Origin of the sequence: Photobacterium lutimaris (genome assembly GCF_003025555.1) — a bacterium.
Taxonomy (GTDB): Bacteria; Pseudomonadota; Gammaproteobacteria; order Enterobacterales; family Vibrionaceae; genus Photobacterium; species Photobacterium lutimaris.
Window position 1 is genome coordinate 240,480 of the sequence record NZ_PYMH01000003.1, and the last position, 15,742, is coordinate 256,221.

Consider the following 15,742-nt stretch of genomic DNA (forward strand, 5'->3'; position numbering starts at 1 on the left):
GCTCATCTACACACCAATGAACCTGTTCACGGGTGTGTAGGTCAGCAGAACTCAAAACGCGTAGGTAAAGCCTAGGTTTGTTTGGAATTGGGTTAACCACTCAGAATGCACCCGAATATTACAGGTTTGGTTGCCTTCGGGAAGATTACAGAGAGTTGTGGTGTCGCTTTCCATCAGGTTGGCTAGCCAGCGACCTTCAAGTAGGATGGAAAAATTGGGGTTGAATTTATACTCAAGACCACCTAAAAATCCACCGGAGAAAACCAGGTCTTGATCGCTCCAATCCGCGTCGATAATCGTTGTCCCTATACTTGCGCCTAAGTAAGTATTTATGCGCTGAGAAGCTTCGAAACGCAGCGAACTTTGAAAATGTACGTATGTATACGATCCAGAATTTAGAAAATTTTCATAGTCTGTCGGCTGGTGGCTGACAAATAAACCCACACGGCCTTTGTCGAGGTCAGTCTCAATCGCGATTGCGTAATGCAGATCATTTTCGGGCTCAATGTTAATGCCATTATCATCGGTGATTGAGCTGGAAAATGTGTAGCCGAGGTATGGCGTCACATAGATAGTGTTGGCCGATACTGTATGCGAGGCCGTCAACATCCCTGCGATAACTATCAATAAATGTCCTGCTTTCATACTATTACCCCATAACGCAAACATAGGTATAAGTGTGACAGCTTTCTTATATTATTGCTTTTTCATTAGCCAGAATCTTGAACTCTCCCTAAAATAGAGTTAACAAGTTGTTAATTTTATTTGCTGTAGGAGTGTTGTTATGGAATTTGAATTGAAGCTAGCTGTATTCACGGCAATCATCATAATGACTGTCATCATGGGGTTTGGTATTGTGTCGGTTACTGCTTAAGGTGTTAATAGATAAATGAAACATCGAACAGGTTAGGGTTTATCAATATAGGTCGGTATACTGCCTGCAAGGATTCCTGTAGTTAGTGAGTCAGGGGTATGACAAATCATTTGCCGTTTAGCTTAAAAGCGTTCGATTTACCATTAATTAACAATTTTTCGCGCCAGTTGCTCAGTGTGAAAAAGAAAAGAATAGCTCTTGTTGTACAGGGAGGCGGTCAGCGCGGCATTTTTACAGCCGGGGTGTTTGATGCTTTTCTGGAAAGTGGTTTTGATCCGTTTGAACTTTATATTGGCACTTCTGCTGGCGCTCTAAATTTGTCTTCTTATATCAGTCGTCAGCCTCGATTCGGTTATGATTTCATTGTTAATTACACGACCGATAATGAATTCTTCAATTTATATAAGTACCTTAGCCAACAGAAACCGATGAACCTCGACTGGGTACTCGACGAAGTGCGCGCTCAAGGTTCTCTTCCGCTAGATGTGACGACTGCAAGGGAAGTACTGCGTCATCGACGCGCGCTAGCTTGTGCCACCCGTAAAGATACCCTGCAAGATATCTACATGCCCATGTACAAGGATAACTGGTGTGACGTCTTGCGGGCCTCATGCGCCATACCTGTTATTTATAACCAACCCGTTAACTTTGACGACTTGGAATGGGTTGATGGTGGAGTGAGTGCTGCTGTGCCGGTAAAGGAGGCTTGGCAGCGCGGCGCTGATTTGGTCATTGTCATTAGAACTGAACCTGTGTTGTTACCTCAAGATGAAAGTAGCCGCTTTGATGATTGGAGAGGAAAAGTTGAAATTGCTCTCCCTGATTATATTGAACGGCTGAGTTTGAACGAATCGTTGGACAAGGTGAAAGCATTACATGGAGAGCTGACAACGAAATTCGAAAGCTGGAAGCTGAACTGGCGCGATACCCCATTAGTAAAAACTGGGCAAACAGATGCCGGCCCTGAAGCGGAATCAATAAACAAGGGAAAAGGGTGGAGTTTACTGTCGGCTGACAACATCGAGCGATTTTTAGCACTGACAGGCAGTAATAAACGGCTTGAGGTTATTGACATGCTCAACCGTTACTATACTACTTACCAAGGCTCGCATGAGTTTATGCTGTCTCCTCCTGAAGGTTTGCAAATTATTCAAATTGCACCAGAAAAAGGTTTGAAGAGTCGAGCATTGCTGAGCGGTAAAGATGACTTGGAGGTAGATTATCGCGAGGGGAAACTGATAGGGCGTGAGTTTATATCTCATTTTGCTGATATTTTGAATGAGGCCACGGCGGTAAAGCGATAACTGATAATCGCTTTTGGTATAAACCCAAGTAAAAAGGAACGCCGAAGCGTTCCTTTTTCAACTAGCAAGAAGTACTGGCGATTAAGCAAGTACGTTCTGTAGCCAAGGCCAGCCTTGTTTCTTACGGCTTAGCGTGTTTTCCATCATCAACATGCCGTCTTTCGCATGTGTATCTAGCACGTCGTTCCACTCACCCTTGTACAGTAGACGCGTTGTGCTGCTAGTGATGTCAGTTAGCATTAGCGCCGCCATTGCTAGACCTTCTTCGTCACAACGACGCTGAAGATCAGCTTCAAGATCTGCAATCATGTCTTCAACTTGCTCAAGAGTCGCAAGTTCGATTTGGCCAACAACAACATTACGCTCTTTGAACGGGTATGCTTTAAGGTCTTTTTCTACTAGCTCAGCAGCAGATAGGCCCTGGATGTCAGTTTTTGCAATCAGTAGCTCTTTGATAAACAGGTCTAGATCTTCAACACCTGCTAGTGGAGCAAGCTCAGCCACTGCATCTTTATCTTTCTGAGTGCAAGTTGGAGAAGCGAAACCAACGGTGTCACTTAGGATTGCAGACATCATCAGAGTCGCCAGTTCGCGAGTGATTTCTACGTCTTCCATCTTGAATAGATTGAACATGATGGTACATGTACAACCAACAGGCCAGATCCATGCTTCAAGTGGATTCACTGTCATCACATCACCTAGGCGGTGGTGGTCAACAATACCAACGATTTCAGCATCAGCGATGTCATCCGGTGCTTGTGCTAGATCAGAGTAATCAACTAGCCAAACTTTCTCGCCTGCAACACCCGTACACATTTCAGGTTGATCAACACCGGCTGTATTTAGAATGTGCTGTGTTTCGCGGTTGATTTCACCTTGACGAACAGCTTTAGCTTCAACGCCACGAGCTTTAAGAAGAGCAGCACCAACAAGTGCTGAACAGATGCTATCGCTATCAGGGTTTTTGTGACCAACTACTTGAATCATGTCGTTTCCTTTACTGCGTCAATCACTGCTTGTAAGCAGCAAGACTAATTAATTTATCCTGAGCCTGTATTGTGACAGGTGATACAGGAATGTAACCGCGCAATTTTAGAGTTTCTGGAAAAAATAACAATTGAAGTTGCGCAAAAAAATCTTGGTTGGTTAATATCACAGCTAAATTAGCGAGAGAATTTCCTCAGATCTTGTTGTAAATACTCTCTAAATTCCTTAAACGGCATCGGCTTGGCAAAATGGAAACCTTGCATCAAATGAATATCACGTTGATGTAGGTATTCAACTTGGTCCTGTGTCTCAACACCTTCGGCTATAACTTTGAGTCCAGCGTGTTTGGCAAATAGGATAATGGAGTCAAGAATATTTGACTTCACATCATTGGTACCAATTGTGTCGATAAACATTTTGTCGATTTTCAATGTATCGATTGGCAAGTTTTGTAGGTAGCTGAACCCACCATAGCCGGTGCCAGCATCATCAAGTTTTATGGAGATGCCAAAATCTGTCAGCTGTTGAATGATTGATCTGGCTTTTGACAAGTTTTTGAATGGGATCCGCTCTGTCACTTCGAACGCCAAGCGATGAGCAGGGATCTTCCTTTCCGTAAGTAGGTTGATCGTTGTGTTTAGGAACTCGTCATCTTCCAATTGTTGTGGTGTAACGTTAATGCTGGCATAAAATTCAGAGTCAGCAATGAGCTCGTCTTGAAAATGATCGATAACCATCTCAAGCAGGTAAACTGTTAATAGCTTGATTTGCCCGTTGTGCTCTGCACTAGGGATAAACTGATTCGGTGAAATGAGCTCACCATTAGGGCGTTGCCAGCGGATCAAGACTTCACAGCAGGTCATCCTACCGGATTTTGTATCAATGATCGGCTGGTAAAAAGGAATGAATTCTTTTTTTAATAAGCCATCCGCAATCATGTCTTTTAGTGTTCGCTCTGGTGTACGGTATAACCCAATCAGCAAGCAACCTGATAGCAGCATAAAGAACAGTAACATCTGAGTGATAAGCAAATCATTCGTGGTGACATAGTTGATCCCTTCCTCTGTCGCATAGACGTTAAAAGCGAAGTTGGGGCCAAAAGCTCTAGTCGCAATGTGGAAATAATGGTCAGTCCCTTGCTTAGGGTAAACCTGAATTTCCTCGTCACCTTTGCTCAGGGTCATTGCTGTGCAGTTGTTGCATACTTCACTTTGCGTGAAGACATGTTGTATTGGCTCTGTGATCAGGATTAAGCTTGCTTCGGGCAGGCGGTAGTGAAGCTTCAGACGGTGGTTGTGATAAGGCGCGACGTTATAGCTAAAGGCGACAGTATCGTGTCCGATAACAGTGCTGTCTTTATCAAAGTCCTTGATCAGTGGAACATTGCTTCCATAGACAGAGCAATGGCCGGTTTCCGTCTGCAGCTCTAGTAGCTGAATACCGGTTGATTGTTCAATGGTCTCTCGTAATAAGGAGATATCTTGCTGGGTACAGGTAAAGTTAAGCCCTGTGATGAGGTCTTGTAATTCACGCCCAACATCCAGGTATCTCTCTTGGTAAAAAATATGGATATTTTCGAGTCGTTTTTCGACTTCATTTTTGAACAAGTTATAGCGTATCGGTTGTGCTGACATAACAATAGTTGTAGCACCGAGTATAAAAACTAGGATAGGGAATCGCCAACGTAACCAAAGAGTCATGTTCATCAATAGGATATGAGTTGTTCAAAAAGGGCGTTATTGAAACACAACTCTATAGGATATAACAGAGGGAACACAATGATTAATAGCAAAAATTTGCAGTCTTATAATGGTGGCTATTTATTGATACTAGCAACGTATTGATTATCAAATATATCTTTATATTTATCGCTCAAAGGTATATATATAATGCTTCTTTAGTGGAGGTGATGAAATGATAATGCGGATATTCCCTATCGTCGCGAGTTTCTGGCTAATAGCGGCACACTTTTTACGCTACGGTGCATGGGGCCCCAGCTTGTTGTTAGCCGTCTTCCCCGTATTACTTGTTATCCGCCATCGCTGGGTTCCCCGTGTGATGTCAATAAGCCTCGTGCTAGTTGCGCTGAAATGGCTACAAGTTACCTATAGCTTGATCTCGAACCGTTTGATGATGGGTGACGATTGGTTACGAATGTCGCTGATCATGGCGTCGGTCGTCTGCTTTACTTTGATGTCAGTTTGTCTCTTTCAAAGTCGCAGGTTGAAAGCTTATTACCGAGTAAGCGCCGACTAAACCTTAGACATTTTATGGTTTTTTGCTTGGTGGTGTTATGTTATAACGTAACCGTCATGGTGCGCCAATATTGCTCTGATAACCAGCAACCTATGCCTTTATGCTGTTTTAGTGCAATAATTTTAGATATCATTACGAGTTATACCCAAGTGACTTCAAGTTGAAGGATTCAGAGTTTATTCAAGCGCCTTGAAGTTACTTGGGTATATCAACCCGAGTTATCAACCCGAGTTAAAGAGTAATGCCTTAGCGATAACCGTATTATCGAGTATTCAACCGCTGGGTGTTGTGTAAAGAATAGTCAGTCAAACAGTGAGCCTGTAGCCTTAACCGTAGGCTTTGTATCGAGTTTAATGCCGCTGCTAGTTTGGCTGTAGAAGTACTTAGGAACAACATGGTTAAAGTAAGGGCCCGTGTGCCTTTTAAAGTCGGTCAAAGAAGTGATATTCCTGCTGAACTGCTTTCATTTAACGGGTTAGAATCAGGCAAAGAGCACGTTGCCGTGATTTTCCAAAATGCCGATCAGCGTTCTATACCGCCACTTGTACGCATGCATTCTGAATGTCTGACGGGGGATGTTTTTCATTCATCGCGTTGTGACTGTGGTGAGCAGCTAGATGAAACCATCGAAAAAATGGGCGAACAAGGTGGTGTTCTACTGTACCTGCGTCAAGAAGGGCGTGGGATCGGTCTTTACAACAAGATTGACGCCTATGAGCTACAAAGTCAGGGCATGAACACCTATGAAGCAAATAATCACTTAGGTTTTGGTGATGATCTTCGAGAATTCTCTGAAGCAGCCCATATGCTGGCTGCGTTGGGCTTGAAAGAAATTCGTCTGATCACCAATAATCCGAAAAAGATCCATGAGCTTGAGTCTCTGGGTATTGTGATTTCAGAAGTTGTGGGTACAAAAGCGCATGTCAAAGATGGTAACGAAAACTATCTAAAAACCAAAGCAGCGCACGGTAAACACCGCTTCCACTTTGATTAATACCTGTTCAGACGTCTATCAAACCCTGCATTCGCAGGGTTTTTTTTGCATAAAATTCGACGTCCTATTCACTGAATATTACGCCCGCTTTTTAATGGTGGTTGTTTTACGCGAGGAACATAAGCAAATTAGCGTGGTTAATCATTACTTAAAGTAATGCGATTGATAATAAACAATCGTGCTACACAGCCGCCTAACTGCTTGCCATACTTGAAGTTCAGCTATAATATTCCGATCAACGTATCAGGGGTTGAGTCTGCAAAAGATCACCTCATCGAGTGTATATTCCGCGTCAACTCCAAAAAATAGCATTAAATTTTGTTTGTTAATGAAATTCATCAAAGATGACGCAGCATTCCAAAATATTATTCTGTAATGAGGATATCGGCTGTGAAACAGCAATTACCTTCTTCAAGCATGGCACGGTTGTTATTTCTAATAATCATTCTTGCTGCTGTTGGGCAAATGACCCAAACCATGTATGTGCCTTCAATTCCTGCAATGTCGGATTATTTCTCAGTAAAATCGGCATACCTACAAGCGGTGATGGCTGCGTATTTGATCCCTTACGGCTTGTCACAATTTGTCTATGGACCGTTATCTGACAGAATAGGGCGTCGTCCAGTTATTATTGTTGGTATGGTGATCTTCCTAGCAGGGTCTATTGCTGCACTGTTTTCACCTAGTTTTGAATGGTTCCTGGTTGCGACTTTCGTACAGGGGATGGGTACAGGTTGCAGTGGCGCAATGTGCCGGACTGTCACTCGCGATTGTTTTGATGGTGAGCAGCTACACCGTGCAAATAGCTTGGTCAGTATGGGAGTGATCTTCTCACCGCTTATTGCACCAGTGTTGGGAGGCTTCCTTTCATCTGCATTTGAGTGGCAGGCAAGTTATTGGTTCCTATTGATCTTCGGTACGATTGTTACCGTCGCGATGATGTTGATGTTTACTGAAACGTTACCGCAAGAGAACCGCCGTCATGAACGAGTATTGGTAAGCTACCGCTATGTGCTTGGTAACCGTCGCTTTCAAGGTTATGTCCTTTGTCTGATCGCCACGTTTGCAGGTATTGCAGTGTTTGAAGCGGCGGCAGGCGTCCTGCTGGGTAGCGTACTGAAGTTGGATCCGAAAACGGTAAGCTTATTGTTTATTATGCCACTCCCAGGTTACCTTGCTGGTTCTTGGTTATCGGCAGTACTTGCCAAACAAATTGGTAACACACGCGTGATGTACTTGGGGATGCTAGCGATTATTGCAGGTGCATTGGCTATCTTTATTCCGGGTATGGCTGGTTTGGTTACCGTAAGCTCATTGATTGGCGGTGCTTTTGTATACTTTATTGGCGCTGGCGTGCTATTTCCGGCTGCGACCACAGCAGCAATCCAACCTTTTCCTCACCATGCAGGAACAGCGGGTGCGGTGTTAGGGGGGTTGCAAAACCTTGGTGCAGGTCTGGCGACTTTGGCAGCATCCATGATGCGAGCAGAAGATCAGTATAGCTTAGGGGCGGTAATGGTGGTGATGGCGATACTGGTTGTATTGAGCTTGCTGTGGGTACGTCGCAGTGAGCAGCATGACACCCCAGTTTTGGTTTAACGAGACAGACAAATAAAAAGGCGGAGCCATGAAGATGGTTCCGCCTTTTTTGTATTTCTATGAGCTTGGGGCTTAGTCGCGCTTCCACAAAACGTGGCAGAATTTGTTGTCAGGATCACGGCTCACAAGAAGGCGAGCGAAGACATCATCTAGCTCGTCATTTTCTTCATTAACCAGACCAACACGCACTTCGGCATACACTTCGTTATCAACGTCAAAGCCAACGTGCTCAGCCCAGTCATCTTTTGTTTCAACTAACTCAGCAGCACCACGCTCGTCGAATTGCATAGTGAAGAGCAATACGTCGGCAGGCTCAAGATTATCAGAAGCCATCTCAAGGAAGATATCATAAGCGGCATCGATAACATCGTCGTAAGAAATTAGGTTTGGTGTGTCCATGAACTCTATCTGTCATTGGTTAATTGAAATCGCAGTATACCCAAGCAATATGAAGGTGCAAGTTTCGGCCTTTGGTTATCAACCTTGAGCGCGAATTACCTGAGAAGCGATCACCCTAAAAACAAAAAGGGAAGCGATTTGCTTCCCTTTGGTAATAGTCTAACTATATTAATTAGTCAGCACGGCCCATGAACTTACGTTCTTGAACGTTTACCTTAACCTTCTCACCTGTAGAGATGTATTCAGGTACTTGTACTGACAGACCTGTTGCAAAGCGAGCAGGTTTAGTACGTGCTGATGCTGATGCCCCTTTGATTGAAGGGTCAGTCTCTTCGATAACCAGTTCAACCGCTGAAGGTAACTCTAGACCTGCCGCTTTGTCATTCACCAAAATGACATGAAGGCCTTGGGTGTCTTCAGTGATGAATAGCATTTCATCAGCAATATCTTCAGCGTTGAAAGTGTACTGCTCGTAGCTTTCTGTATCCATAAAGATGATGCTTTCACCTTCAGTGTACGAATAAGCAACTGCATGCTTAGTCATTTCGAGAGTATCTACCACATCATCAGCTTTAAGGCGTTCGTCAACACGGTGGCCTGTCGCTAGATCGGAACAACGCATTTTATAGATTTTTGTACCGCCACGGCCGCCAGGTGTTGTAACTTCAATATCTTTGACTAACAACGTTTTGCCGCCGGTTACAATGACAAAACCTTTCTTAATTTCACTAGCTCTTGGCATGGGATATATCTTTCTGTTGGTAAAAACCGAAAATTACCACGGTTAAGCCTGAACACCAACAATTTCCTGAACTGAAGAGCTAACTTCTTCTGGAAGTGCCGAGTGCACTTTGAATTTAGCTAAAAAATGCTCAAAAGGCATCGGTTTAGCATAGAAAAAGCCTTGGCAACTTTGGATGTTTAATGCTTTAACGTGCTCAACCTGCTCCAAAGTTTCGACCCCTTCAGCAATTATATGGCAACTAAGGTTATGACCTATTTGGGCAATGTTACCAAGGATTGACTTGGTGACTGAGTCTGTGGATGAAGCCGCGACAAATGCTCGGTCAATCTTGATAATGTCAAAACTGAGTGCTTGGAGGGTAGACAGTCCGGCATAACCCGTTCCAAAGTCGTCTAATGCCCACTTTATTCCCTGATCGCGCAGTGCCTGCATACCATTTTGCAGCAGCGAGACATCGGTATTGGAGAAATTTTCACGCTCTGAAAACTCCATAACGATCCCGCTTTGTAGCCGAGGATTGCGTGTAATAATTGCTGTGATTGCCTCAACAAAGTGTGGCGAGGCAATCATAGATGCGGTTACGTTGATAGATAAGTAAAATGGTCTATCCATTGCCATCATGGAGGCTTTATCTTTTGCTGCTTGCTCAAGCAGTTGTAGTGTTATGTCGTTAATCAGCCCTGATTGCTCTGCTGCCGGTATAAATTCAGCTGGCATGACTTTCTGTTTTTTTGGATGTTGCCACCGAACAAGTAATTCTGCGCCTATCCATTGCCCTGAGTTAGTAGAGACAATAGGTTGGTATTCAGCATAAAACTCTGATTTATTGAGTCCCTTTTGAATCTCGATATCTATAGGGACGCGTTTTAAAACAAAGTAATGTGCGAGGAAAGTAACACCAACCGCATTGACAATAGTTAATAAAATACCAGTTGGTAGAAAATGCATGATGAGATTAAACAACAACACACTGGTATAACCAACGGAAATACCGACAGGGTATCGTTTTGATTCTTCTTGATTTTTATAAAATATCAATTTATCGATATTGATAAATTCTATATTCGATAGGTATGTCCGATGGTTATTGTACATATAAGCGTAAACTTCATGACGACTGGCAATTTCTTTTAGCCACAACTGTAAGAAATTCCTATCGAAATGAATTTGATACCAACCCGATTCTATATACATCATGAAAAAAATGGATGTATTATTGTCGTTGTCATGGGTTTGATATATTGAATATTTTTTTCCAGCCGGTATTTTTTCTATTTCAACATCAGCAACTTCTTCTTTTGTAAGAGTCATGCTTCTGTCGCTACATATAGTTGTGTTGTTTCTGATGAAAATAACTTCTTTAATGACACTCTTCTTCAATGTCATCGCCTCGAGTGCATTTCGACTTTCTTCGCTGCAGTCAGGGTATAATTTAGCGATAGAAATTAATTGCTTTTCTATAGTGGTAATTTCTGTACTTATTGATGACAGTAATGTTTTGGCCGTGTCTTCTGACTTGCTAATCGCATAGGCATTAATGTAGGCAAAGAATGTTACTAAGCCTGTGAATATCATACAAATAAAAATAAAAAATTGATTCTTTATATTCATTATGTTGAGTCAAAGTCAAAAAGTACGCAAATACTATAATAGTTTTATTAGTAATTATATGGAAATATGGGGAATTATTAATATTTTAATACTTGGTCATAATCTTGTCGTTTTGTGTGTGAGTGATGACAATTATCTGTCAGTAGGTGTGTAATTAATGTTCAATTAGAGGTGGTGCTAGATAATGATGGCCTACGATTTGATATCATTACGGCAGTTGATCAAACGCTGCCCGAAAGGGTCAACAGGCCCTTGCCAGCTTGCAGTAATTTAGAGGAATATCAGTGACACGAGCTTTACCTGCTTTGGAGTGCCCACCCACATTTCAACCGATGTTCGAACAGGCGGTTGATGAACTGGTTTATCAGCTCAAATGTTGTATACCCGATCTCCATAGTGTCTATATTGCGGGTAGCATTGTTAGGCTGGAAGCCGTGCCTGGGCAATCAGATCTTAATGTCACCATAGTGACGACTAACCCGCTGACATCATCGGATCAAGCTGTACTCAATAGTATTGTCAGTCGTATAGATCATCAATGTCCACAGATTGTTGCTGTACAGATGACACGATTGGCAAAGCATGAGGTGCTGGATATCGCAGCGATTTTTAAGTGGGGATTCTGGCTGAAGCATTGTTGTGTGTGTGTGTTTGGCGATGATCTATCCAGTCGATTTGGCTGCTTTGAGCCAAGCTGGGAAATTGGCAAGTCGATGAATGATGATTTGTCGCTGCAACTTAACGGTTACCGCCGCAATATCATGGCTACACGGGTTGTTTCCCATTACTTATCTTTATGCCGTGATGTAGCACAAAAAATGATTTGGTCGTGTTATTCCTTGGTCTTTCATCGTTCTGGAAAATTAGCATTGTCGATAGAGTACGCCGCGCAGGAATTTCTGATTTATTACCCTCAGCACAAATTGGCGATTGAGCGTCTTTTTATGTTGGTCTCAGGTCAGCAAGTCCCTAAAAAGGCCGTACTGTTTATGATTAATGACTTCGGTCAGTGGATAGTCACTGAATTTGATAAGATTGAACGTAAAATTGGTTAATACCATACTAACGAGGTGTTTTTGCAAACTCAGTCAAAAGGCTTTGTACTAACAAGGCAAGGCCGCGATGTTCGTGGTCAAACAGAGATTGTGCTTTGGGTTAGCACCGACAATGGGCCAGCCAGACTGGTGATCAATAATGATAAGCCGGTATGCTTTTTTCGCCAGCAAGATCAAGTGATGGCCCAAAGCGAACTCCATAAAGCAGGCATGCGTGTTGATTGGAAACCATTGGCGCTAAAAAGCTTCCAGCATGAAGATATGGCCGCATGTTATTGCCATTCGATAAAAGACAGTCTTCAACTTTCTCAAATCTTACGTGCGGCCGGGATAGAAGCCTTCGAGGCTGACATTCGTTTAGCTGACCGCTATTTGATGGAGCGCTTTATTTGTGGTGGTATTGCTTTTTCCGGTAAGCCGACGACTAAGGCCGGCTTCGATGAGTTTCATCAGGTTAAAGCGAAATCAGCCGAGTATAAGCCTCAACTATCGGTTGTGTCGCTGGATATAGAATGCTCGGAAAAAGGAGTGCTATATTCGGTTGGTTTGCATTGCGACAAAGACAGCCGAGTGATTATGGTGGGGGAGGCATCTTGCGATAAGGGCGCACACGACTGGATTCAGTGGGTAGACTCAGAAAAAGCGTTATTACTTGCCTTAGAAGCATGGTTTCTAGAATTCGATCCAGACATTGTGATCGGCTGGAACGTGATTGATTTTGACTTCCGCTTGCTGCTTAAACGGGCGGAATGGAATGCGATTACGTTGCGTATGGGGAGGGGAAAGCAGCCACCTCATTGGCGACAGTCTAATCAAAACCCCAATCAAGGTTTTATTTCGATCCCGGGGCGAGTGGTATTAGATGGTATCGATACCCTGAAAACCGCAACCTACAATTTCCGTTCCTGGTCTTTGGAGTCAGTCTCGCGAGAGCTGCTCGGAGAGGGCAAAGAGATAAATAATGTCCATGACCGTATGGCGGAAATCAATCAGATGTTTCGTGATGACAAAGTCTCGCTGGCAAAATATAACCTGCAAGATTGCAAGTTGGTTTCGCGCATTTTCGACCATACCCATTTGCTTGAGTTCGCTATCGAGCGAAGCCGTTTGACCGGTGTAGAACTGGATAGAATCGGCGGTTCGGTTGCGGCTTTTACCAACCTATATTTACCTCAGCTTCACCGAGCGGGCTATGTGGCCCCAAGTTTAGATAGCGAAAACTGGATAGCAAGCCCTGGCGGTTATGTCATGGATTCGAAACCCGGCCTGTATGAATCGGTACTGGTGCTGGATTTCAAATCGCTGTACCCGTCGATAATCCGTACCTTTCGCATTGATCCACTTGGATTGATTGAAGGTTTACTGCTCGAGGAAGGCAAAGAGGACAATCAAGCGATTGCTGGTTTCAGGGGAGGACGTTTCCATCGAACTAGGCATTTTTTACCGAAGATGATTGAGTCGTTGTGGGCGGCAAGGGATCAAGCCAAGCGCGATGGAGACAAAGCGTTTTCACAAGCGATTAAAATCATCATGAATTCCTTTTACGGTGTACTGGGATCATCAGGCTGCCGTTTCTTCGATCATCGCTTGGCCTCATCGATCACCATGCGTGGGCATGAAATTATGAAAACCACCCGTGAGCTGATTGAAGGGAAGGGCTACGAGGTGATCTATGGTGATACCGACTCGACTTTTGTGTCACTCAAACACGCCCATTCAGCGGAAAAAGCCGATGAAATTGGCCAGCAGCTAGTGACGCATATCAATCAGTGGTGGACTGAACACTTACAAGATGAGTATGCCGTTGAGTCCGCGCTGGAGCTGGAGTACGAGACCCACTATCACAAATTCTTGATGCCGACGATCCGTGGTCAGGAAACGGGTAGTAAAAAACGCTATGCCGGCTTGGTGATCAATAAGGGTCAGGAGGAAATGGTATACAAAGGGCTAGAGACAGTACGCACTGACTGGACTCGATTGGCACAGACTTTCCAGCAAACCTTGTATCATCATGTGTTTCACGACGAGGAAGTGGAAGAGTACGTCAGGCAGTATGTGGAAGATACCCGAGCCGGGAAATATGACGATGTATTGGTTTACCGCAAGCGGTTACGGCGTAACTTGTCGGAATACCAAAAGAATGTCCCACCTCATGTCAGGGCTGCCAGAATGGCTGATGACGTGAATCAACGTCAAGGCCGATCGCTGCAATATCAAAACGGCGGTTGGATTGAGTATGTGATCACGATTAATGGCCCAGAACCGATAGAAGCCCAGCAAAGCCCGATAGATTACGAGCATTATATTGATAAGCAGCTAAGACCCGTAGCAGATGGTATTTTGCCTTTCATCGGTAAACACTTTGATGATATTACCGCTCCGCAATTAGGGCTATTTTAAATTTAAACCAAGGATAGAATAGATGTTTGATACCCGTTATAGCACCGAGATCCAAGGGCGTATAGATCAAAAAACCAAACCGCTCGGGGCGCTGGGTCAACTGGAAAAAGTGGCTCACCAATTGGCGCTTATTCAGAGCCAAGGTAAAGCACAAGCCGTTGATAAAGTCACATTAGAGCAACCTTACGTTCTAGTTTTTGCCGGTGATCACGGTATTGCTGAAGAAGGGGTGAGTATCGCCCCGAGTGCCGTTACCCAACAGATGGTACTAAACTTTTTGGCCGGAGGCGCGGCGGTTAACTGTTTCTGCCGTGCTAATGATGTGGCGATAAAAGTCATTGATTGCGGTATTTTGCTGCCCATTGAGTCTGAATCTCCTTTGCTGGTCAAACAGCGCCTTGGTGAGCGGACGGGAAATTTAGCCATTGAACCGGCAATGAAACCGCAACAGGTACAGCAAGGCTTAGAATGGGGGCAATCCGTCGTTCAGGCTGTGATAAACCAAGGCTGTGATCTGATCATGTTTGGTGAAATGGGGATCGGCAATACTAGCAGTGCGTCAGCGCTGCTTGCTGCAGTTACCGGTGAGCCCGTTGAACGATGCGTTGGTTTGGGCACGGGTGTGTCTTCGGAACAACTGGAAAAGAAAAAGCGATTGGTAGGTCAAGGTATCAAACGTTGCCACTCAAATGACCCGCAGACTCTGCTGGCTGAGTTGGGTGGTTATGAAATTGTGCAAATGGTGGGAGGCTTCCTTGCAGCCGCAAAGCAACGTACTCCAATCCTTGTTGATGGTTTCATTGTGACGGTTGCAGCATTACTGGCGACAAAAATAGCCCCTTCCTGCCGTGATTACTTGATTTTTGCCCACCAATCCCATGAAACAGGCCATCAAATAGCACTTGAACAACTGGATGCCGAGCCGTTGCTGGATCTATCCTTGAGGTTAGGGGAAGGGACTGGTGCAGTGTTAGCGGTTCCGCTGCTTCGAGCTGCTGCTGAGTTTTATAATAATATGGCGAGTTTTGCAGAAGCTGGAGTGACGGTGTAAAACGAAAACAAAAAAACCGCATTCATATGCGGTTTTTTATTGCTTTAGCAAGAGATCGTCGGGATCAGCCGAAGTACTCGACATTGGATACAGAAGACTTCATGGCGTGGATAGGATCAAATTTGATCGCGCCGCGGTTCGGGGTACAGATCTTATATACCTCATCACACTCGAAAATAGCCAGTACAGTTTCTTCAGTTCTGAATACTTCAGGAAGCGGCTTGCCGATTTCACAAGCACATTCAGCACCTTCATGCTGCCATACAAGTTTGTAAATGCGTTGATTTTGCTCTGGGGCAGACACGTGGTTAGCGATTGAGTTGAATACTGCTTCTGCTTGCTGTGGGCTAGATGCCGATGGTACAAAGAAATCCATGGTTCCCTCCTGGTTGAACAGCAGTCATTGGAAAAAAATTTGACTGCGATTTAGAGAATGCTATCGATCCAGATAACGATAAAAGACTAGC

14 protein-coding genes are annotated in these 15,742 nt (G+C 44.1%); 7 read left to right on the plus strand and 7 right to left on the minus strand.

Annotated elements, in window-relative coordinates; all coding sequences use genetic code 11:
* Nucleotides 1-51: 51 nt before the first annotated feature.
* Nucleotides 52-645 carry a porin family protein gene (locus C9I99_RS10100; protein WP_243734477.1) on the minus strand — a complete coding sequence of 198 codons (594 nt, stop codon included), beginning with the start codon at nt 643-645 and terminating at the stop codon, nt 52-54.
* Between the two features lie 327 nt (nt 646-972).
* Here C9I99_RS10100 and C9I99_RS10110 point away from each other — a divergent pair, with 327 nt between their 5' ends.
* Nucleotides 973-2,178: a patatin-like phospholipase family protein gene (locus tag C9I99_RS10110; protein ID WP_107348750.1), complete on the plus strand. Its 1,206-nt coding sequence runs from the start codon at nt 973-975 to the stop codon at nt 2,176-2,178.
* 81 nt (nt 2,179-2,259) lie between these two features.
* On the opposite strand, the gene C9I99_RS10115 is transcribed toward C9I99_RS10110, so the two are convergent.
* Nucleotides 2,260-3,165, minus strand: coding sequence for a manganese-dependent inorganic pyrophosphatase (locus tag C9I99_RS10115; protein ID WP_107348751.1), 906 nt, complete (start codon nt 3,163-3,165; stop codon nt 2,260-2,262).
* A 176-nt stretch (nt 3,166-3,341) separates the two neighbouring features.
* Nucleotides 3,342-4,799, minus strand: a complete 1,458-nt coding sequence (locus tag C9I99_RS10120; protein ID WP_166645423.1) for an EAL domain-containing protein — start codon at nt 4,797-4,799, stop codon at nt 3,342-3,344.
* A 280-nt stretch (nt 4,800-5,079) separates the two neighbouring features.
* Between C9I99_RS10120 and C9I99_RS10125 the strand changes: the two genes are divergently transcribed.
* The 3 genes from C9I99_RS10125 to emrD all read left to right on the plus strand — a co-directional run bounded on the left by C9I99_RS10125 (nt 5,080) and on the right by emrD (nt 8,014).
* Entirely contained in the window at nt 5,080-5,421 is a 342-nt protein-coding gene (locus C9I99_RS10125) for a hypothetical protein (protein WP_107348753.1), read from the plus strand.
* 394 nt (nt 5,422-5,815) lie between these two features.
* Nucleotides 5,816-6,415, plus strand: a complete 600-nt coding sequence (locus C9I99_RS10130; protein WP_107348754.1) for a GTP cyclohydrolase II — start codon at nt 5,816-5,818, stop codon at nt 6,413-6,415.
* A 417-nt stretch (nt 6,416-6,832) separates the two neighbouring features.
* Nucleotides 6,833-8,014, plus strand: a complete 1,182-nt coding sequence (emrD, locus tag C9I99_RS10135) for a multidrug efflux MFS transporter EmrD (RefSeq protein ID WP_208113398.1) — start codon at nt 6,833-6,835, stop codon at nt 8,012-8,014.
* A gap of 72 nt (nt 8,015-8,086) precedes the next feature.
* Here emrD and C9I99_RS10140 read toward each other — a convergent pair whose 3' ends face one another.
* The 3 genes from C9I99_RS10140 to C9I99_RS10150 form a co-directional block, all read right to left on the minus strand.
* A complete protein-coding gene (locus C9I99_RS10140) occupies nt 8,087-8,413 on the minus strand; it encodes an HI1450 family dsDNA-mimic protein (RefSeq protein ID WP_107348756.1) in 327 nt (108 codons plus the stop codon).
* A 172-nt stretch (nt 8,414-8,585) separates the two neighbouring features.
* Nucleotides 8,586-9,155 carry an elongation factor P-like protein EfpL gene (gene efpL, locus C9I99_RS10145; protein ID WP_107348757.1) on the minus strand — a complete coding sequence of 190 codons (570 nt, stop codon included), beginning with the start codon at nt 9,153-9,155 and terminating at the stop codon, nt 8,586-8,588.
* A gap of 42 nt (nt 9,156-9,197) precedes the next feature.
* Entirely contained in the window at nt 9,198-10,769 is a 1,572-nt protein-coding gene (locus tag C9I99_RS10150) for an EAL domain-containing protein (protein ID WP_107348758.1), read from the minus strand.
* A 284-nt stretch (nt 10,770-11,053) separates the two neighbouring features.
* Here C9I99_RS10150 and C9I99_RS10155 point away from each other — a divergent pair, with 284 nt between their 5' ends.
* From C9I99_RS10155 to cobT, 3 genes are read left to right on the plus strand one after another with little or no spacing between them, the layout of a single operon-like run.
* On the plus strand, nt 11,054-11,824 hold the full coding sequence (locus tag C9I99_RS10155; protein WP_243734479.1) for a nucleotidyltransferase domain-containing protein: 771 nt from the start codon (nt 11,054-11,056) through the stop codon (nt 11,822-11,824).
* A 15-nt stretch (nt 11,825-11,839) separates the two neighbouring features.
* On the plus strand, nt 11,840-14,224 hold the full coding sequence (locus C9I99_RS10160; protein WP_420849235.1) for a DNA polymerase II: 2,385 nt from the start codon (nt 11,840-11,842) through the stop codon (nt 14,222-14,224).
* Nucleotides 14,225-14,246: 22 nt separating this feature from the next.
* Nucleotides 14,247-15,275 carry a nicotinate-nucleotide--dimethylbenzimidazole phosphoribosyltransferase gene (gene cobT, locus C9I99_RS10165; RefSeq protein WP_107348760.1) on the plus strand — a complete coding sequence of 343 codons (1,029 nt, stop codon included), beginning with the start codon at nt 14,247-14,249 and terminating at the stop codon, nt 15,273-15,275.
* A gap of 64 nt (nt 15,276-15,339) precedes the next feature.
* On the opposite strand, the gene C9I99_RS10170 is transcribed toward cobT, so the two are convergent.
* Nucleotides 15,340-15,651 carry a hypothetical protein gene (locus tag C9I99_RS10170; RefSeq protein ID WP_107348761.1) on the minus strand — a complete coding sequence of 104 codons (312 nt, stop codon included), beginning with the start codon at nt 15,649-15,651 and terminating at the stop codon, nt 15,340-15,342.
* Between the last annotated feature and the right edge of the window lie 91 nt (nt 15,652-15,742).